Source organism: Bacillus sp. B2-WWTP-C-10-Post-4, assembly GCF_009183805.1.
Classification (GTDB): Bacteria; Bacillota; Bacilli; order Bacillales; family Bacillaceae_G; genus Bacillus_A; species Bacillus_A cereus.
In genome coordinates this window covers 92235-112684 of record NZ_WEII01000003.1, presented here as the reverse complement: position 1 = coordinate 112684, position 20450 = coordinate 92235, and the positions used below count along the sequence as shown (strand labels likewise).

Below are 20450 nucleotides of genomic sequence, written 5' to 3'. Positions count from 1 at the left end.
AGATAGCAACTTTTTAACAGAAAGAAGATGGAAGAAAGTGGTGGTGTTATCGCTGTTTTTGTTAAAATAAAAAGATAGGTTAAGAAAAGAAGGGATTTTAATTATGGAAAAAGATGAACGTTTTAAACAGGCCGAGTTTGGTGCTATTGTCGGGATCGTTGGTAATATTATATTAGCGATTGTAAAGGCGGTAATTGGTTATATTGGGAACAGTAAAGCGTTATTAGCGGATGCCGTGCATTCTGCATCAGATGTAATAGGTTCGCTAGCTGTACTTTTTGGACTGCGAGCGGCAAAGCAGCCACCTGATGAGGATCATCCGTATGGTCATGGTAAAGCGGAATCGATTTCAGCGATTATTGTTGCGGTATTATTATTTATTGTGGGACTTGAAATCGCGATTTCGTCTATAAAAGCTTTTTCGCAAGAACTAGAACCGCCGAAAGGAATTACGATATTTGCTGTTGTTCTTTCAATCGTCGTGAAAGAAGGAATGTTTCAATATAAATTCCGATTAGGGAAAAGAGTAAACAGTGATGCAATTATTGCAAATGCATATGAGCACCGTTCGGATGTATTTTCTTCAATTGCAGCTTTAATCGGTATTTGTGCAGCTATAATCGGTGGTAAGTTTGGTATAGACTGGCTCGTATATGCTGATCCGATTGCAGGATTAGTTGTTTCACTTCTTGTTGTAAAAATGGCATGGAGCATTGGAGCGGAAGCAATTCATGCAACGCTTGACCATGTTCTTCATGAGGAGGATGTTATTCCGCTTAGAGAGGCCGTTCTTCAAGTAGATGGTGTGAAAAAAATTGGTTCTTTATATGCACGGGAGCATGGTCATTATGTTATTGTCGATATTAAAGTGTCTGTAGATCCATACATTACCGTAGAAGAAGGACACCGTATTGGAAAACATGTGAAAGAAATACTTATGAAACAAGATAATGTACAAAATGTATTCGTACATATAAATCCGTATTCTCCAAATTAAACATCATTAACATTTTAGTATATAGATATTGCATCGTAGTTTGCATTATATTGTCACCCCTTAATCTGTCTTGTATAATGAACAGGTTAAGGGGTGATTTCGTGTTACAACCGAAGACGCGTTGGAAAGAAAAAGAATATAATGACGAGCGAGTGAGTGAATTAGCAAGTAAATTACAGTTATCGCCACTTGTCGTTTCATTATTCCTCGGTAGAGGACTAGATACAGAAGATAAGATTTTAGATTTTTTAAATACAGAAAATCAAGAATTTCATGATCCATTTTTATTAGAAGGAATGGATAGAACGGTAGAACGTGTAAATAAGGCGATTCAAAATGGAGAGCAAATATTAATATTTGGTGATTACGATGCGGACGGAGTAAGTAGTACGACGGTTTTATATCTTGCTCTTCAAGAATTAGGTGCAGAAGTAGAATTTTACATTCCAAATCGTTTTACAGAAGGGTATGGACCGAACGAAGAAGCATTTCGTTGGGCGCATAGTGCAGGTTTCTCACTGATTATTACTGTCGACACTGGCATCGCAGCAGTACATGAAGCGAATGTAGCGAAAGAGCTTGGAATAGATCTAATTATTACAGATCACCATGAGCCACCGCCAGAATTGCCAGAAGCGCTTGCGATTATACATCCGAAATTAGAAGGTGGCGTATATCCGTTTCACTATTTAGCTGGTGTAGGTGTTGCGTTTAAAGTTGCGCATGCACTATTAGGCCGTGTACCAGAACATTTATTAGAGATTGCAGTAATCGGTACAGTAGCCGATTTAGTATCACTTCATGGTGAAAATAGGTTGCTAGTGAAACGCGGTTTAAAACATATGCGTATGACGAGAAATATTGGTTTGAAGGCATTGTTTAAAGTTGCTAACGTTTCGCAAAGTGAAATTACAGAAGAGAGTATTGGCTTCTCAATTGCACCTCGTATTAATGCGGTTGGGCGTTTAGAAGATGCTGCGCCGGCTGTACACCTTTTATTATCAGATGATCCAGAGGAAGCGAAAGAGTTGGCCGAAGAAATTGATGAGCTGAACAAACTGCGAAAAGATATTGTAAAGCAAATTACAGAAGAAGCTATCGCTGAAGTTGAAAATAAATTCCCGCCAGAAGAAAATAAAGTATTAGTACTTGCAAAAGAAGGCTGGAACCCAGGGGTAATTGGAATTGTTGCTTCTAAATTAGTTGAACGTTTTTATCGTCCGACGATTGTATTAAGCATCGATCCTATAAAAGAAACAGCAAAAGGCTCAGCACGTAGTATTGCAGGATTTGATTTGTTTGCAAACTTATCAGATTGTAGAGAGTTATTGCCACACTTCGGAGGGCATCCGATGGCAGCGGGAATGACGCTACATATGAATGATGTAGATGAATTACGTCGCCGATTAAATGAACAAGCAGATGCGATTTTAACAGAAGAAGATTTTATTCCAATTACAGCAGTTGATGTTTTTTGCAAAGTAGAGGATGTAACGCTAGCGGCAATTGAAGATATGCAAAAACTAGCCCCGTTTGGTATTGGAAATCCGAAACCACGTATTGCAGTAAAAGATGCAGAGTTAGAAAGCATTCGCGCAATCGGATCAGATGGTTCTCATTTAAAAATGGCTCTTCGTGATGGACAAGCAACACTGGATACAATTGGATTTGGTTTTGGTGCATATGCGAAAGAAATCTCTCCAGTTGCAAAAGTATCTGTAATAGGAGAAGCATCCATCAATGAATGGAATAATTTTAAGAAGCCACAACTAATGGTACAAGATATTGCTGTAGAGGCGTGGCAATTATTTGATTGGCGTAGTATGCGTAATGCAGAAGCAAATTTAGCAGAACTTCCGAAAGAAAAAATAACAATGGTGTATTTTTCTGAAGAGGTATTGAATAAATTTTCTTTAGAGAGCTATAAAGAAAAGCTCATGCATGCTTCAGAAGTAACGCATTTAGATGATCAATATATCGTGTTACTTGATTTACCAAAAGGAACCGATGAATTACGTGAGTTATTTAAGGCAGGATTCCCAGCGCGAATTTATACGCTATTTTATCAAGAGAATAACCACTTATTTAGTACAGTTCCGACGAGAGAACACTTTAAATGGTACTATTCTTTCTTAAGCCAAAAAACACCATTTTCTTTAAGACAATATGGAGAACAACTATGTCGTCATAAAGGTTGGTCAAAAGATACAGTAAATTTTATGACACAGGTGTTTTTTGAGTTAGAATTTGTTACAATAAAAGATGGCGTCATTTTTATGGCAGACAAAAAACAAAAGCGTGATTTAATTGAATCGAACACATATCGTGAGAAAATGAACCACTTACAATTAGAAAAAGAATTGGTTTATAGCACATATCAGCAACTATATACATGGTTTGAAACGATTCGTAATCATAAAGAAGTAGAACAGTTAGGGTAAAGGATTTGTATTTACAAACCTTTTAGATCTGAGGAGGATTCAGAAATATGGATTTCAAGCAACATATCGCAATTGTACCGGATTATCCGAAAGAAGGTATTGTGTTTAAAGACATTACACCTTTAATGAATGACGGTAAAGCATACAAAGCAGCAACAGATGCAATCGTTGAATACGCAAAAGAAAGAGATATCGATGTTGTAGTAGGACCAGAAGCTCGTGGTTTCATTATCGGTTGCCCAGTTTCTTATGCGTTAGAAGTAGGATTTGCGCCAGTTCGTAAATTAGGAAAATTACCACGTGAAGTAATTACAGTTGACTACGGTAAAGAATATGGTAAAGATGTTTTAACAATCCATAAAGATGCAATTAAGCCAGGTCAACGCGTATTAATTACAGATGACCTATTAGCTACAGGTGGAACTATTGAAGCGACAATTAAGCTAGTTGAAGAACTTGGCGGAGTTGTAGCAGGGATTGCATTCTTAGTAGAGCTTACTTACTTAGATGGTCGTAAAATGTTAGATGGTTACGATGTATTAGTATTAGAAAAATACTAATCACTATATAGGTAAAACTACGGTGATAAAAAGTACCCGTGAATCTCTTGGAGAGGAGCGGGTACTTTTGTATAATTGAACAAAAAATCATGGTGAAATGTTAGTAAAATCTTTTCCTTTTCACAATTCACAATCATTGGGTTATAATGATAGAATATAATTTATTCTATTAAATAAAGATAAAGTCAATTTTCAATAAAAGGTGATTCGATGGCAAATGAGCAGGTACTAACAGCTGAACAGGTACTCGAGAAAGCAAGTCAATATTTAGTGGATGAAGATATTGAGCTAGTAGCACGTGCCTATGAATATGCACGCGATGCGCATAGCGAACAATACAGAAAATCGGGTGAACCGTATATTATTCATCCAATTCAAGTTGCAGGTATTTTAGTTGATTTACACATGGATCCAGCTACGGTATCAGCAGGTTTCTTACATGATGTAGTGGAAGATACAGAGATTACGTTAGAAGATATTGAACGGGAATTTAACAAAGAAATTGCTATGCTTGTTGATGGTGTTACGAAGCTTGGGAAGATCAAATATAAATCTCACGAACAACAACAAGCAGAAAACCATCGCAAAATGTTTATTGCAATGGCTCAAGATATTCGAGTTATTTTAATTAAACTAGCTGATCGTCTTCATAACATGCGTACATTGAAACATTTGCCTCAAGAGAAGCAGCGTCGCATAGCGAATGAAACGCTAGAAATCTTTGCACCTTTAGCACATAGACTCGGAATTAGTACTATTAAATGGGAGCTAGAGGATACGTCACTTCGCTATTTAAATCCACAACAATATTATCGTATTGTAAATTTAATGAAGCGTAAACGTGCAGAACGTGAAGAATACTTAGACGAAGTAATGACTGGTATTCGTGAGAAATTAAAAGAAGTTGCAATTCAACCTGAGATCTCTGGAAGACCGAAACATATTTACAGTATTTATCGTAAAATGGCACTGCAAAATAAACAGTTCAATGAAATTTACGATTTATTAGCTGTACGTGTTGTTGTAAATAGTATCAAAGATTGTTATGCAGTGCTTGGAATTATTCATACGTGCTGGAAGCCGATGCCAGGTCGTTTTAAAGATTATATTGCAATGCCAAAAGCAAATCTATATCAATCTCTTCATACGACTGTAATTGGACCGAAAGGTGATCCACTTGAAGTGCAAATTCGTACGAAAGAAATGCACGAAATTGCAGAATTCGGGATCGCGGCACACTGGGCATACAAAGAAGGAAAAACAGCAGAAACAACAGGTACATTAGAGAAGAAACTCACGTGGTTCCGTCAAATATTAGAATGGCAAAATGAAGCTTCTAATGCAGAAGAATTTATGGAGTCATTAAAAATTGATTTATTCTCTGACATGGTATTCGTCTTTACACCGAAAGGCGATGTAATGGAATTACCACTTGGATCGGTTCCAATTGATTTCGCGTATCGTGTCCATTCGGAAATTGGGAATAAAACAATTGGTGCAAAAGTAAACGGGAAAATGGTAACGCTGGATTATAAATTAAAAACCGGTGATATCATTGAAATTTTAACGTCGAAACATTCATATGGCCCAAGTCAAGATTGGGTAAAACTTGCTCAAACATCTCATGCGAAAAATAAAATTCGTCAATTCTTTAAGAAACAACGTAGAGACGAAAATATTGAAAAAGGCCGTGAACTTGTTGAAAAGGAAGTACGTGGTCTAGAGTATGAGATGAAAGAAGTATTAGCGCCTGATAACTTAAAACGCGTCGCTGAGAAATTTAACTTTGCAAATGAAGAAGATATGTTTGCAGCAGTTGGATATAGCGGAATTACAGCTTCGCAAATTGTTACGCGACTAACGGACAAGTTCCGCAAGCAACGCGAAGAAGAAGAAATTGTTGAAGTTAAAGAAGTTCGTAAACCGATGAAAATTCGAAAATGGGATTCTGGTGTAAAGGTAAGCGGTGCTGATAATTTATTAATCCGTTTATCGAAATGCTGTAACCCAGTTCCGGGTGATGATATCGTTGGGTATATTACGAAAGGCCGAGGTGTATCGATTCACCGCCGTGATTGTGTAAATGTTCATACAGAAGAAGCGATAGAACGTTTATTAGAAGTTGAGTGGGAAGGTAGCCCTGAAAAAGAAATAGAGTATAACGTTGATATTGAAATTTCAGGTTACGATCGCCGCGGTTTATTAAATGAAGTACTGCAAGCTGTTACAGAGACGAAAACATACATTTCAGCTGTTTCTGGTAGAAGTGACCGTAATAAGATGGCAACAATTAATATGTCAATCTCGATTCGTAACTTACAACACTTGAAAAAAGTAGTAGAACGCATTAAACGCGTTCCAGAAATTTATGCAGTACGACGCATGATGCATTAATAGGGAGTGTAGAAAGATGAGAGTTGTTTTACAACGATCAAAGAAAGCGTCTGTCACAGTAGACGGTGAGATCGTAGGACAAATTCCGTTCGGTTTAACATTACTAGTTGGCATTACGCACGAAGATACAGAAAAAGATGCAACTTACATTGCGGAAAAAATTGCAAACTTACGTATTTTTGAAGATGAGAGCGGAAAGATGAATCATTCTGTACTTGATGTAGAAGGACAAGTTCTATCTATTTCGCAATTCACATTATACGGAGATTGCCGCAAGGGAAGACGTCCAAACTTTATGGATGCTGCGAAACCTGATTATGCAGAGCGTTTATACGATTTCTTTAATGAAGAAGTTCGTAAACAAGGATTACATGTGGAAACAGGGAAGTTCGGAGCAATGATGGATGTTTCTTTAATCAATGATGGTCCGGTGACCTTAATTGTAGAAAGTAAATAGTGTTGATAAAAAAGAGAGGGTTATATAATCCTCTCTTTTTTATACATTGTTGTATGTTTTGTTCATTTATTTGGAATTAATAGCAGTTTTGGTTATGTATAACTCTTTCATCAATATGGAACAATGAAAAGTAAAACATCCATATTGAATGTGAGGGATATACGTATGCGTATGAATGAAAAAGGGCATTCTGTTACAAATGGTGCAAATCAACTATTTAACGTGAATTTTCATGATTTTATTTCAAAAGAGCAAAACAATACTTCAATGGAGCTTGCTTCCGAGTTTGGGATTTCTCTTCAAGATGTAAAGCGTTTAAAGAAGCAGATTGAACGTTCTTAGAGCACTTGACAATCCTACTTAACAAACGTATAGTAATTTTATATTTACATATGAATATAACCGTTGATAGAGAAGAGTAAATGAGACACACATGGAAAGAGAAGGAATGTCTTAGGCTGAAAACATTTCTACATGATGACTGATTGAATGACACTCTAGAGGTTTCAACTTGAACGGCATATACGCTTAGTAGGGATGAACGCATATTTAAGCGTTATTAAAAAAGTGGAAGCATAAGTGCTTCAATTAGGGTGGCACCACGGGTATAATACTCTCGTCCCTACTGTTCAAACAGTAGAGGCGGGAGTTTTTTTATTTTTATTAAGATTAAAACAATTTGAGGAGGAACTGAATATGTCTATTCAAATCCCACGCGGAACGCAAGATATTCTTCCAGGCACTGTTGAGTTATGGCAGTATATCGAAGGGCAAGCACGCGAAATTTGCCGTCGTTACAATTATAAAGAAATTCGTACACCAATTTTTGAGCACACTGAGCTATTTTTACGCGGTGTTGGTGATACGACAGATATCGTACAAAAAGAAATGTACTCATTCCAAGATCGTGGAGAGCGTAGCTTAACATTACGTCCAGAAGGTACTGCACCTGTTGTACGTTCTTACGTTGAAAATAAAATGTTTGGTGATGCAACACAACCAACGAAATTATACTATATCGGTCAAATGTTCCGTTATGAAAGACCACAAGCAGGTCGCTATCGTCAATTCGTACAATTCGGTATCGAAGCAATCGGCAGTAATGACCCTGCAATTGATGCAGAAGTAATTGCACTTGCTGTTGAATTTTACCGCGGCATGGGCTTAAAAAATATTAAAGTTGTATTAAACAGTTTAGGTGACGCAGCGAGCCGTCAAGCACACCGTGATGCATTAATCGCACACTTTGAGCCACGTATCGGCGAATTCTGTTCTGACTGTCAATCTCGCTTAGAAAAGAATCCACTTCGAATTTTAGACTGTAAGAAGGACCGTAACCATGAATTAATGGGAACAGCACCATCTATTACAGAATACTTAAACGAAGATTCAGCAATATACTACGACAAAGTTCAAGAACTATTAACGATGATGGATGTTCCGTTTGAAAAAGATCCGAACTTAGTGCGTGGTTTAGACTACTACCAACACACTGTTTTTGAAATTATGAGTGAGGCAGAAGGTTTCGGTGCGATCACTACATTAAGCGGTGGTGGCCGTTATAACGGACTTGTACAAGAAATCGGTGGACCAGAAATGCCAGGTATCGGTTTTGCAATGAGTATTGAACGTTTAATTATGGCGCTAAAAGCTGAAAACATTGAATTACCACTTGAACATAGCATTGATTGTTACGTTGTGGCGCTTGGCGAAAAAGCGAAAGACCATGCTGCAAAAGTTGCGTTCGATCTTCGTAAAGCTGGATTGTCAGTTGAAAAAGATTATTTAGATCGCAAAATGAAAGCACAATTTAAATCAGCAGATCGTCTAAAGGCGAAATTTGTAGCTGTATTAGGAGAAGATGAGCTAGATAAAGGCATCATTAACTTAAAAGATATGGCAACAGGTGAACAAGAAGAAGTAGCGTTAGATGTATTTGCTTCATACGTAGCAGAGAAATTAATATAGGGGGAACTTACAGTGGCTGAAAGAACACATGCATGTGGAAAAGTAACAGTAGAAGCTGTTGGACAAACAGTTCAATTAAAAGGTTGGGTACAAAAACGCCGTGACTTAGGTGGATTAATCTTTATCGACTTACGTGACCGTACAGGTATCGTGCAAGTTGTATTTAACCCAGAAACATCAAAAGAAGCGTTAGAAGTAGCAGAAACAATTCGTAGCGAATACGTATTACACGTAGAAGGTACAGTTGTTGAACGTGGTGAAGGCGCAATTAATGACAATATGGCAACTGGTCGTATTGAAGTACAAGCAACAAAAGTAAATGTACTAAATGCAGCGAAAACAACGCCAATCATCATTGCTGATGATACAGATGCATCAGAAGATGTGCGTTTAAAATATCGTTATTTAGACTTACGTCGTCCAGTAATGTTTAACACATTCAAAATGCGTCATGACGTAACGAAAACAATTCGTAACTTCTTAGACACAGAAGAGTTCTTAGAAGTAGAAACACCAATTTTAACGAAAAGCACGCCAGAAGGAGCTCGTGACTATTTAGTGCCAAGTCGTGTGCATGATGGTGAATTCTATGCACTACCGCAGTCACCACAGTTATTTAAACAGCTTCTTATGGTCGGCGGATTTGAGCGTTACTATCAAGTAGCACGTTGTTTCCGTGATGAAGATTTACGTGCGGATCGTCAACCGGAATTCACGCAAATCGATATCGAAGCTTCATTCTTAACACAAGATGAAATTTTAGATATGATGGAGCGTATGATGACGAAAGTTATGAAGGATGCAAAAGGTGTAGAAGTTAGTGCACCATTCCCTCGTATGAAATATGCTGATGCAATGGCTCGCTACGGTTCTGATAAGCCAGATACACGCTTTGAAATGGAACTAACAGACTTATCTGAGTTTGCAGCAGGTTGTGGCTTTAAAGTGTTTACAAGTGCTGTAGAAAGCGGCGGACAAGTAAAAGCAATTAATGCAAAAGGTGCTGCAAGTAAATATTCTCGTAAAGACATCGATGCATTAACTGAATTCGTGAAAGTATACGGTGCAAAAGGTCTAGCTTGGCTTAAAGTTGAAGAAGATGGCTTAAAAGGACCGATTGCGAAATTCTTCAGTGAAGAAGATGCAAATGTGTTAATGAGCACATTAGAGGCTACTGCTGGCGACTTATTACTATTCGTAGCAGATAAGAAGAGCGTTGTTGCAGATAGCTTAGGTGCACTTCGCTTACGTCTAGGTAAAGAGCTTGAGTTAATTGACGAAAGTAAATATAATTTCCTATGGGTAACGGATTGGCCACTTCTTGAGTACGATGAAGATGCAGATCGTTACTTCGCAGCTCACCACCCATTCACAATGCCATTCCGTGAAGACGTTGAGTTACTAGAAACAGCACCAGAAAAAGCACGTGCACAAGCATATGACCTTGTATTAAACGGTTATGAGCTTGGTGGTGGATCACTTCGTATTTACGAGCGTGACGTACAAGAAAAAATGTTCAAAGCACTTGGATTCTCACAAGAAGAAGCGCAAGAGCAATTCGGGTTCTTATTAGAAGCATTCGAATACGGTACACCACCACACGGCGGAATCGCATTAGGTTTAGATCGTCTTGTTATGTTACTTGCAGGCCGTACGAACCTTCGTGATACAATTGCATTCCCAAAAACAGCAAGCGCAAGCTGCTTATTAACAGAAGCTCCAAGCCCAGTTGCAGAAGCACAGCTTGAAGAGTTAAACTTAAAATTAAGCTTAAAAGAAGAGAAGTAAGAATAGGGTCTAGATGGTTATACTATAACCGTCTAGACTTTTTTTGAGAGGTTGTTTAAAAAGTCCGGTTTAGATAACTGTCGCATCTCATCGTTGCTTCGCCAGTCCGGTGCTCGAGTAGTATTTTTCTACACTGCGCTCCTCCTGGCTTCAGCGCCTCGATCTGCTCGGTTCTCTAAATCCTCCTTTTTAAACGTGTATTTAGGAAGAAATGAAATTCTGGTCTATGTTTTCATTTTCGAAATATGTATTTTTAGGAATTCTATAACTTTTTCTATACAAATAGTCGGAAAAACGCTAGAATACATGGTAGACCATTTTTGTAATAGGAGTGTAGAGCTGAATGTTACATCAATTTTCACGTAATGAATTAGCCTTCGGTAAAGAAGGACTTGAAATATTAAAAAATAGTACAGTCGGTATTTTAGGAATTGGCGGCGTAGGCTCTTTTGCAGCTGAAGCGTTAGCACGTTCTGGCGTTGGACGTCTTGTATTAGTTGATAAAGACGTTGTAGATATTACAAACGTAAACCGTCAAATTCACGCTTTAGTATCTACTGTAGGACGTTCAAAAGTAGAATTAATGAAAGAGCGTATCGCAGACATTAACCCAGAGTGTGAAGTAATTGGACTTGAAATGTTTTATACAGATGAAACATATGAAGAGTTCTTTAAGCACGGTTTGGATTTCGTAGTGGATGCATCTGATACGATTACGTTCAAAATTCATTTAATTAAACAATGTTTACGTCGTAAAATTAAAATTATCTCCAGTATGGGTGCAGCAAATAAAATGGACCCAACTCGTTTCCGTATTGCGGACATTTCTAAAACACACACAGATCCGATTGCGAAAGTAATTCGTACGAAGCTTCGTAAAGAGGGTATTAAAAAAGGTGTAAAAGTTGTCTTCTCTGACGAAAACCCAATCGTAATTCGTGAAGAAGTACGTAAAGAAATCGTACCAGACGAAAATGCAAAAATTCGTAAAGCGAAATTACCGCCTTCATCAAATGCATTCGTACCATCTGTGGCAGGCTTAATTATGGCAAGTCACGTTGTACGTGAACGTATTAAAAATGTAGAAGTGAAACGTGTAGGGCAAGAATAAAAGAAAAGCATATATCCATTTTGGATATATGCTTTTTTATATGTATTAAAGAAATATGGATATTTGCATTACTACTAGTTCAAATGTAAGTAACGCTAGTAAGTAATGATCATATTTATCTGATGTATAGGCGGACGTCTTTTTTAAACTGTTAATGGTGAAAAGAGCCAAAGTTAGGACGAGAACACCGAGTGTTATTTTGAAGACTATTAAAGAAATAGTAACCAGCTCCCTTTAAAATTATATGTTTATAATAACATTTTAGTAAAAAATATCTAATCCGTTTTAGGAGTTTCCTTGTATGACAAGGAGGAATGTTATTGTCAATCTTTGTCGTTAAATCGATATCCTTTATTAAATCGTTGATATATTGCAAGTTGTGATAGATATATTCGAAAAATCGTTGATATATTGCAAGTTACGATAGATATATTCGAAAAATCGTTGGTATAATTTCATTTACCGACATGTATATATATGATTTACCGAAAACAAACAGGGATGTCACTCAGTCAAAAAAGTGACATCCCTGTTTTTAATTCTCAGCAGAATAAATAATATCTAAATTCCCGTTTTGATCGGTTTTGAAAATCGGGGCAATTTGCTCTTCTTGCTCTTCGACCGAAACAAGTTTTCGAGCACGATCCATAATTCGAACAAGCATCGCGTAATCTTCTTCGATTGCTTGTTGTTTTTTTGTGAGTACCGCTAATTTCGTTTCAAGTTCATGATTCGTTTTTTGCAGAGAAGTGAGCTGAGCTTGTAATACATCATTTTCAGTTTGCAACTTTGCGAGTGAAGGGTTATTATGCTCCAAGTTTTGCAAAAATGAGATGACATTTTGCATCGTAAGTTCTTGTTTACTTGGCGTAATATCTTCAGAAAACTCAGCATCGATTACGAGTTGTTTCGTTTTCGTGAACTGATTTTTTTCTATTTTAGCTTCGGAGCGCTTTAATTCTTTACGTTGTTTCTTCGCAAGCTGCACAGCATCTTCGTAATTCGGCCTTACTTCAGCATTCCATCTAAAGCCGCAAGCTGCTGAAGTCCGGTTCAACGTATCGCCGACTTCATCAAATGCTTTTATTTGTGTACTTCCGCTGCGAATATGTCGTAAAACAGTTTCTGCTAAAAGGAGATCATCTTCTTTTGTCCATGCATCTTGACGTGTTTTCATAAGCGAAGCCTCCATAATGGTGACGTTTTCGTTTATGTTACCCTTTATTTTTCGTTTTATTCGAAGTTTGTAATCTTTCATAAACAGTAGAAAGGGCTTGCTCAAATTTCCCTGTCGTTTTCGGTTTATAATATTGCTTGTTTTTTATTTTATCAGGTAAGTATTGTTGCCTTACCCAGCCATTTGGATGGTCGTGTGGATATAAATATCCAATGCCTCTTCCAAGTGATTCTGCGCCTTTGTAATGACTATCTTTTAAATGGCTTGGAATGTCACCTGTTTGACCGTTGCGTAAATCGTGTAATGCAGCATCAAGTGCTTTATAAGCTGAATTTGATTTTGGTGATAAGCATAGCTCGATAACGGCATTTGCAAGTGGGATGCGTGCTTCTGGGAATCCAACTCGTTCAGCTGATTCAATTGCAGCTAGTGTACGTGGTCCAGCTTGTGGGCTAGCAAGTCCAATATCTTCATAAGCCATAATAAGAAGGCGTCTGCCAATACTTTGTAAATCACCTGCTTCAATAAGGCGTGCTAAATAATGGAGCGCTGCATTTACATCACTTCCGCGCACTGATTTTTGAAATGCTGATAATACGTCATAATGAGCATCGCCGCCTTTGTCGTGAACGAAGCTCTTCTTTTGTAAGCATTCTTCCGCAATCTCGAGTGTGATTTCAGCCGCTTGATCGTCTGTAGTAAAGCTAGATAATACAGCAAGCTCAAGTGCGTTATAAGCGGAACGCATATCACCACCAGAGGCATTTGCAAAGTGATGTAGTGCTTCATCTGTTACCGTTACAGCATATTCTCCAAGGCCTTTTTCTTTATCTTCTAAAGCTCTTTTCAACCCAATTAAAATATCATCTTCTGTTAGTGCGTGTAATTCGAAAATTTGACACCTGCTTCGAATAGCGGAGTTTATTGCATGGAATGGATTACTTGTCGTTGCACCAATTAAAGTAAGAAGTCCGCTTTCTAAGTGAGGTAATAGAAAGTCTTGCTTTGCTTTATCTAGACGGTGAACTTCATCTAAAATTAAAACGAGGTGTCGATGCATCTTCGCTTCTTGCACGACAACTTCCATATCTTTTTTATTGTGAGTAACAGCGTTCAATAGACGAAACGGGGTACCGGTACTTCCAGCAATTGCACTGGCAATGGATGTTTTTCCTGTACCTGGAGGACCGTATAAAATCATAGATTGAAAATGATTGGCTTGGACCATTCGCCATAAAATCTTTCCTTCACCAACTAAATGTTGTTGCCCAATAATTTCTTGAATATTTGTAGGGCGCATTCGATGTGCGAGTGGTTGTTTCATTTGGACCGTCTCCCTTAATATATAATCTCGTTCTATCGTATCATTTTTTTCTACGAAATTTGAAATAGGATGCTGTTTTATGGGAAAAATGAAGGATAATATTTTCATTTTTCTTTCAATTGTAATAATTTCCGAGTTTTTCAATGTGATTTTATGTTATCATTTTGATACACAAGTTGAAATTTCTTATAATACTATATTATGCTATAATTTCATAGGATTTTAAATTGTGTTCTTTTTATAAATAAGATATAACCAATAGAAGTGAAAATTTGAAAAGAGGTGCAAAATAGATGAAAATTTCAACGAAAGGCCGCTATGGCTTAACAATTATGATTGATCTTGCAAAAAAGTTTGGTGAAGGTCCGATTTCATTAAAATCAATTGCGCAGGCGCATGACTTATCTGAGCATTACTTAGAGCAATTAATTTCACCACTTCGTAACGCTCGTCTTGTAAAGAGTACGCGCGGGGCATATGGCGGATATGTATTATCTGATCAACCGGCTAACATTACAGCTGGGGATGTAATCCGTGTATTAGAGGGACCGATTAGTGTTGTAGAAATGATAGAAGAAGAAGAGCCAGCGCAGCGCCAGTTATGGATGCGTGTTCGTGATGCGGTGCAAGAAGTGTTAGATAGTACAACGTTAGAAGATTTAGTACGTTATGAGGAAGAAAATCACGGGGGCTATATGTTTTACATTTAATTCCTTGTGAAACGATTTGGAAAGAAGGAGATTTAATGGAACGCATTTACTTAGATCATGCTGCGACATCTCCGACTCACCCAGAAGTGGTCGAAAAGATGATTCCATATATGACAGAAATATTCGGGAACCCGTCTAGTATTCACTTTTATGGACGTCAAACTCGTCACACAGTAGATGAGGCGAGAAGAGTGTGTGCACGCAGCATTCATGCGAATCCGAATGAAATTATATTTACGAGCGGTGGTACAGAAGCTGATAATTTAGCGCTTATCGGTGTAGCACGTGCGAACCGTCATAAAGGTAACCACATTATAACGACGCAAATTGAACATCATGCGATTTTGCATACGTGCGAATTGTTAGAGCGTGAAGGGTTTGAAGTGACATATTTACCTGTCGATGAAACAGGGCGCATTCAAGTTTCTGACATACAAAAGGCATTAACAGAAGAGACGATTTTTGTATCTGTTATGTTTGGGAATAATGAAGTAGGGACGATGCAACCGATTGTGGAAATAGGAAAGCTGTTAAAAGAGCATCAAGCGTATTTCCATACAGATGCGGTACAAGCTTACGGTTTAGTAGAAATTAATGTGAAAGAGTTTGGTATTGATTTATTATCAATTTCAGCTCATAAAATTAACGGGCCAAAAGGTGTAGGTTTCTTATACGCTGGTGCAAATGTGAAATTTGAACCGTTATTAATAGGCGGAGAGCAAGAAAGAAAACGCCGTGCTGGTACGGAAAATGTGCCTAGTATTGCGGGGCTTCAGCATGCAATTCTTATAGCTGAAAAAACTCGTGAGCAAAAAAATGCCCAATATGAAGAGTTTAAAGATATAATGGTATCTGTCTTCAAAAATGAAGGCATTACTTTCGAGGTAAACGGAAACTTAGAACATCGCTTACCGCATGTACTTAATGTAAGTTTTACAGGAATGAACATTGAACCTTTCCTTGTGAACTTAGACTTAGCTGGCATTGCAGTATCAAGTGGTTCTGCTTGTACAGCTGGTTCGATTGATCCATCACATGTATTAGTAGCGATGTTTGGAAAAGACTCCGATCAAATACGTTCATCCGTACGCTTTAGTTTTGGACTTGGAAATACGAAAGAGCAAATTGAAAAAGCGGCGTACGAAACAGTGAAAATCGTGAAGCGATTAACACAAAATTAGCATGGGAGGTGACATGATGAACAAACTACCTCACGAAACACGCGTTGTCATCGGAATGTCCGGTGGCGTCGATTCATCTGTAGCAGCACTTTTATTAAAAGAGCAAGGTTATGATGTAATCGGAATTTTTATGAAAAACTGGGATGATACAGATGAGAATGGTGTCTGCACAGCAACAGAAGATTACAATGATGTAATTGAAGTGTGTAACCAAATTGGTATTCCGTATTATGCAGTAAACTTTGAAAAACAATACTGGGATAAAGTATTTACGTACTTCTTAGATGAGTACCGAGCTGGTCGTACACCAAACCCAGATGTAATGTGTAATAAAGAAATTAAATTTAAAGCATTTTTAGAGCATGCAATTGCGCTTGGTGCGGATTATGTGGCAACAGGCCATTATGCACGCGTTGCTTATATGGACGGCGAATATAAAATGCTTCGCGGTGTTGATGACAATAAAGATCAAACATATTTCTTAAATCAATTAAGCCAAGAGCAATTATCAAAAACAATGTTCCCATTAGGTGAATTAAAGAAACCGCAAATTCGTGAAATGGCGAAAGAAGCTGGCTTAGCGACAGCGGCGAAAAAAGATAGTACAGGTATTTGCTTCATTGGTGAGCGTAACTTTAAAGATTTCTTAAGTAACTACTTACCGGCACAACCAGGTGTAATGCAAACATTATCTGGTGAAGTGAAAGGGAAGCATGACGGTTTAATGTATTATACAATTGGACAACGTCATGGCCTTGGAATTGGTGGTAATGGTGATCCATGGTTTGCTGTTGGGAAAAATCTAAAAGAAAACATTTTATATGTTGATCAAGGATTCCATAACGAACTTCTATATGGTGATGAAGTTATTGCTACGAATGTAGGATGGGTAAGTAACAAAGAAAAAGAAACAGAATTTAAGTGCACGGCGAAATTCCGTTATCGTCAAGAAGACAATAAAGTAACGGTTCAAATCGTTGATGAAAATACAGTTCGTATTCTTTGTGATGAGCCAATTCGTGCAATTACACCAGGACAAGCAGTCGTTTTCTATGATGGAGATGAGTGCTTAGGCGGTGCTACAATTGATGAAGTGTACCGTAGTGGTAAGAAATTGGATTATTTAGGATAAATGAGAAGCCTCTGCCGATTAGCGGTTAGAGGTTTCTTTTACATAAAGCGAATTTTCGTTCGCTTGGAAAATACATTCTTTGTTATAATTTGTTGTAGAGGTGAAGGACATGTCAAACAAACTTGAAACAGGTATTCAATATATGCAAGAAGGAAACTGGGAAGAAGCAGCTAAAAATTTTACAGAAGCAATCGAAGAAAATCCGAAAGATGCGCTTGGGTACATTAATTTTGCAAATTTATTAGACGTATTAGGTGATAGCGAGCGAGCGATTTTATTTTATAAACGTGCACTAGAGTTAGATGATAAATCTGCAGCAGCCTATTATGGTTTAGGAAATGTATATTATGGCCAAGAGCAATTTACTGAAGCGAAAGCTGTATTTGAACAAGCAATGCAAGCTGGATTACAATCAGCTGATGTAACATTTATGTTAGGTATCACACATGTACAGCTTGGAAATGATCGTCTTGCACTACCATTCTTACAAAGAGCAACAGAATTAGATGAAAACGATGTAGAAGCTGTATTCCAGTGCGGACTTTGCTTCGCGCGATTAGAACACGTTCAAGAGGCGAAACCTTATTTTGAAAAGGTATTAGAAATGGATGAGGAGCATGCAGATGCGTATTACAATTTAGGTGTTGCGTACGTATTTGAGGAAAATAATGAGAAGGCTCTCGCTTTATTTAAGAAAGCAATTGAAATTCAGCCAGATCACTTTTTAGCGGGTAATGGCGTTCGTTTATTAGAGCAAGAAGCTGAATAAGATAAAAATATAGTTTAATGGGTAGTTATCCCTCATCTAAAAAGGTGGGGGATGTACTGCTCATTAAAGTGAAAATACCGGAAAGGAGAGGAAAAATGGGAAATCAACATGCAATGGATTTGTTTGAGGAAGAGAAAAAGTTTATAAAAGCGCAAGTTCTTCATACCATTTTCCACAACGAAGAAAACCTCTATTCCGTTGTCAGTATGAAAGTCATTGAAACGAATGAAACGTATGACGAAAAGAAAGTAATGATAAACGGTCATTTTCCCCGCATGCATGAAGATGAAGTGTTTACATTGACAGGTCATTTTAAGGACCATCCAAAGTATGGAAAACAATATATGGTTGAAACATTTAAAAAAGAATTGCCGCAAACAAAAGCAGGTATGGTGCAATATTTAGCGAGTGATTTATTTAAAGGGATAGGAAAGCGTACAGCTGAAAAAATTGTGGACCATCTCGGAGAACATGCTATTTCTAAAATTATGGATGACCCTGAGGCATTAAATGGTGTTGTTAATAAACAAAAGGCTCAGGAAATATATGAGACAATTGTTGAACATCAAGGGCTAGAGAAAGTAATGAGCTTTTTAAATGGCTACGGTTTTGGAACGAAACTTTCTATTAAGATTTACCAGCAATATAAAGAGATGACATTAGAAGTGATTCGTAATAATCCGTATCAACTTATCGAAGAAGTGGACGGGATTGGTTTTGGAAGAGCGGATGATATAGGGCGTGCGTTAGGGATATCGGGTAATCATGACGACCGTGTACGCGCAGGATGTTTTTACACATTAGAGAATGTCTCATTACAACTTGGTCACGTTTATATGAGGAAAGATCAACTTGCAAGAGAAACGATGTCACTTTTAAACAATCAAGAAGGAAGAGTGACTGAGGAAGATATTATAGGTTGTATTGAAACGATGCAAAGTGAAGGGAAAGTCATCATAGAAGAAGAACGAGTGTATTTAGCAACGTTATTCTACTCTGAGAAAGGTGTTGTAAAGTCTATTCGCAGGCTTATGAATCAAGAAGAAACACCTTCATTTCCAGAAGCAGAAGTGTTAAAAACGTTAGGTGAAATTGAAGAACAACTGAACGTACAATATGCACCGTTTCAGCAAGAAGCAATTCAAACGGCACTTCATAAACCGATGATGTTATTGACAGGTGGACCAGGAACAGGGAAAACAACAGTTATTAAAGGGATTGTTGAAATGTATGCATCACTACACGGATTATCGTTAAATCCGAATGAATACAGTGATGATAATCCATTTCCAATACTATTAACAGCTCCAACAGGAAGAGCGGCGAAGCGGATGAGTGAATCGACAGGACTTCCAGCTTGCACAATTCACCGTTTACTTGGTTGGACGCCAGAAGGATCTTTCCAGCGTAATGAAACGGATCCTGTCCAAGGTAAGCTCCTTATTATCGATGAATTTTCAATGGTTGATATTTGGCTTGCAAATCAGCTATTTAAGTCGTTGCCGACGAACATTCAAGTTATCGTTGTAGGTGATGAAGATCAGTTGCCATCTGTAGGACCTGGACAAGTATTAAAAGATTTATTAAATGCAGGCGCAGTTCCGACAGTGAAGCTTACTGAAATTTATCGTCAAGCGGAAGGCTCATCAGTGATTCAACTTGCCCATGCGATAAAAAATGGAACTCTACCACCAGATTTAGCACAAAATCAAAAAGATCGTTCATTTATCGGCTGTACAGGAGCTCAAATTGTTGAGGTTGTGAAAAAAGTTTGTGAAAATGCTAAAACAAAAGGCTTTAGCGCAAGAGATGTACAAGTATTAGCACCGATGTACCGCGGGCCTGCTGGTATTAATGTATTAAACGAAGCGCTGCAACAAGTATTTAATCCGAAGAGGGAAAAGAGTAAAGAAATTGCTTACGGTGATGTTGTGTACCGAAGAGGCGATAAAGTACTGCAACTCGTGAATCAGCCGGAGAGCCAAGTGTTTAATGGTGATATTGGGGAAATTGTTTCGGTGTTTTATGCGAAAGAAAACGTTGAGCAACAAGATATGATTATCGTTTCATTTGATGGAATTGAGGTAACGTATACGAAGCCCGATTTAAATCAAATTACGCATGCATATTGTTGTTCCATTCATAAATCACAAGGTAGTGAATTTCCGATTGTTATTATGCCAATCGTGAAAAGTTACAACCGTATGTTACGTCGTAATTTAATTTACACGGGCATTACAAGAAGTAAGAAGTTCCTTATTATTTGCGGAGAGGAAGCAGCTTTCCAATCTGGTGTAAATCGCCTTGATGATGCAATGCGTCAAACAACCTTAGCTAGTCGCTTGCAAGAATCACAAGGAGAAGTACAGATGGTCACAGTTAATGGCGAGGAAATGGACGTGGAAAACATTTCACCGTATGATTTCATGTAACAAGGTGAA

General features: G+C 37.8%; 16 protein-coding genes and 1 other annotated feature. Of the genes, 14 read left to right on the top strand and 2 right to left on the bottom strand.

Annotated elements, in window-relative coordinates:
- Positions 1 to 103 precede the first annotated feature (103 nt).
- The 9 genes from GBN78_RS03265 to GBN78_RS03225 all read left to right on the top strand — a co-directional run bounded on the left by GBN78_RS03265 (position 104) and on the right by GBN78_RS03225 (position 11716).
- Positions 104 to 997, top strand: coding sequence for a cation diffusion facilitator family transporter (locus GBN78_RS03265; RefSeq protein WP_000409741.1), 894 nt, complete (start codon positions 104 to 106; stop codon positions 995 to 997).
- A gap of 101 nt (positions 998 to 1098) precedes the next feature.
- Positions 1099 to 3438, top strand: a complete 2340-nt coding sequence (gene recJ, locus GBN78_RS03260; protein ID WP_000941237.1) for a single-stranded-DNA-specific exonuclease RecJ — start codon at positions 1099 to 1101, stop codon at positions 3436 to 3438.
- Positions 3439 to 3485: 47 nt separating this feature from the next.
- Positions 3486 to 3998, top strand: coding sequence for an adenine phosphoribosyltransferase (locus GBN78_RS03255; RefSeq protein WP_000346215.1), 513 nt, complete (start codon positions 3486 to 3488; stop codon positions 3996 to 3998).
- 210 nt (positions 3999 to 4208) lie between these two features.
- The gene (gene relA / locus GBN78_RS03250) at positions 4209 to 6392 is read left to right on the top strand and encodes a GTP diphosphokinase (RefSeq protein ID WP_001262811.1); all 2184 of its coding nucleotides are present in this window, start codon (positions 4209 to 4211) and stop codon (positions 6390 to 6392) included.
- Between the two features lie 16 nt (positions 6393 to 6408).
- Complete coding sequence (locus tag GBN78_RS03245; protein WP_001266965.1) at positions 6409 to 6849, top strand: D-tyrosyl-tRNA(Tyr) deacylase; 441 nt, start codon at positions 6409 to 6411, stop codon at positions 6847 to 6849.
- 165 nt (positions 6850 to 7014) lie between these two features.
- The gene (locus GBN78_RS30065) at positions 7015 to 7191 is read left to right on the top strand and encodes a hypothetical protein (RefSeq protein ID WP_001242605.1); all 177 of its coding nucleotides are present in this window, start codon (positions 7015 to 7017) and stop codon (positions 7189 to 7191) included.
- Positions 7192 to 7245: 54 nt separating this feature from the next.
- Positions 7246 to 7476: a binding site (T-box leader), on the top strand.
- Between the two features lie 69 nt (positions 7477 to 7545).
- Complete coding sequence (gene hisS, locus GBN78_RS03240; RefSeq protein ID WP_000027081.1) at positions 7546 to 8817, top strand: histidine--tRNA ligase; 1272 nt, start codon at positions 7546 to 7548, stop codon at positions 8815 to 8817.
- A gap of 12 nt (positions 8818 to 8829) precedes the next feature.
- Entirely contained in the window at positions 8830 to 10605 is a 1776-nt protein-coding gene (aspS, locus tag GBN78_RS03235) for an aspartate--tRNA ligase (protein ID WP_000840905.1), read from the top strand.
- A gap of 343 nt (positions 10606 to 10948) precedes the next feature.
- Entirely contained in the window at positions 10949 to 11716 is a 768-nt protein-coding gene (locus GBN78_RS03225; RefSeq protein ID WP_000903177.1) for a tRNA threonylcarbamoyladenosine dehydratase, read from the top strand.
- A gap of 535 nt (positions 11717 to 12251) precedes the next feature.
- Here the strand turns inward: GBN78_RS03225 and GBN78_RS03215 are convergent.
- Positions 12252 to 12893, bottom strand: a complete 642-nt coding sequence (locus GBN78_RS03215) for an RsfA family transcriptional regulator (RefSeq protein WP_000857722.1) — start codon at positions 12891 to 12893, stop codon at positions 12252 to 12254.
- A 37-nt stretch (positions 12894 to 12930) separates the two neighbouring features.
- The gene (locus tag GBN78_RS03210) at positions 12931 to 14217 is read right to left on the bottom strand and encodes a replication-associated recombination protein A (RefSeq protein ID WP_000812919.1); all 1287 of its coding nucleotides are present in this window, start codon (positions 14215 to 14217) and stop codon (positions 12931 to 12933) included.
- A 293-nt stretch (positions 14218 to 14510) separates the two neighbouring features.
- Here GBN78_RS03210 and cymR point away from each other — a divergent pair, with 293 nt between their 5' ends.
- From cymR to recD2, 5 genes are all read left to right on the top strand, one after another.
- Complete coding sequence (gene cymR, locus GBN78_RS03205) at positions 14511 to 14927, top strand: cysteine metabolism transcriptional regulator CymR (RefSeq protein WP_000704116.1); 417 nt, start codon at positions 14511 to 14513, stop codon at positions 14925 to 14927.
- 35 nt (positions 14928 to 14962) lie between these two features.
- Entirely contained in the window at positions 14963 to 16108 is a 1146-nt protein-coding gene (locus GBN78_RS03200) for a cysteine desulfurase family protein (protein ID WP_000439888.1), read from the top strand.
- Between the two features lie 16 nt (positions 16109 to 16124).
- Positions 16125 to 17240: a tRNA 2-thiouridine(34) synthase MnmA gene (gene mnmA, locus GBN78_RS03195; RefSeq protein WP_001038010.1), complete on the top strand. Its 1116-nt coding sequence runs from the start codon at positions 16125 to 16127 to the stop codon at positions 17238 to 17240.
- 109 nt (positions 17241 to 17349) lie between these two features.
- On the top strand, positions 17350 to 18009 hold the full coding sequence (locus GBN78_RS03190; RefSeq protein ID WP_000066407.1) for a tetratricopeptide repeat protein: 660 nt from the start codon (positions 17350 to 17352) through the stop codon (positions 18007 to 18009).
- Positions 18010 to 18104: 95 nt separating this feature from the next.
- The gene (recD2, locus tag GBN78_RS03185; protein ID WP_152126937.1) at positions 18105 to 20441 is read left to right on the top strand and encodes an SF1B family DNA helicase RecD2; all 2337 of its coding nucleotides are present in this window, start codon (positions 18105 to 18107) and stop codon (positions 20439 to 20441) included.
- The last annotated feature ends 9 nt before the right edge of the window (positions 20442 to 20450 follow it).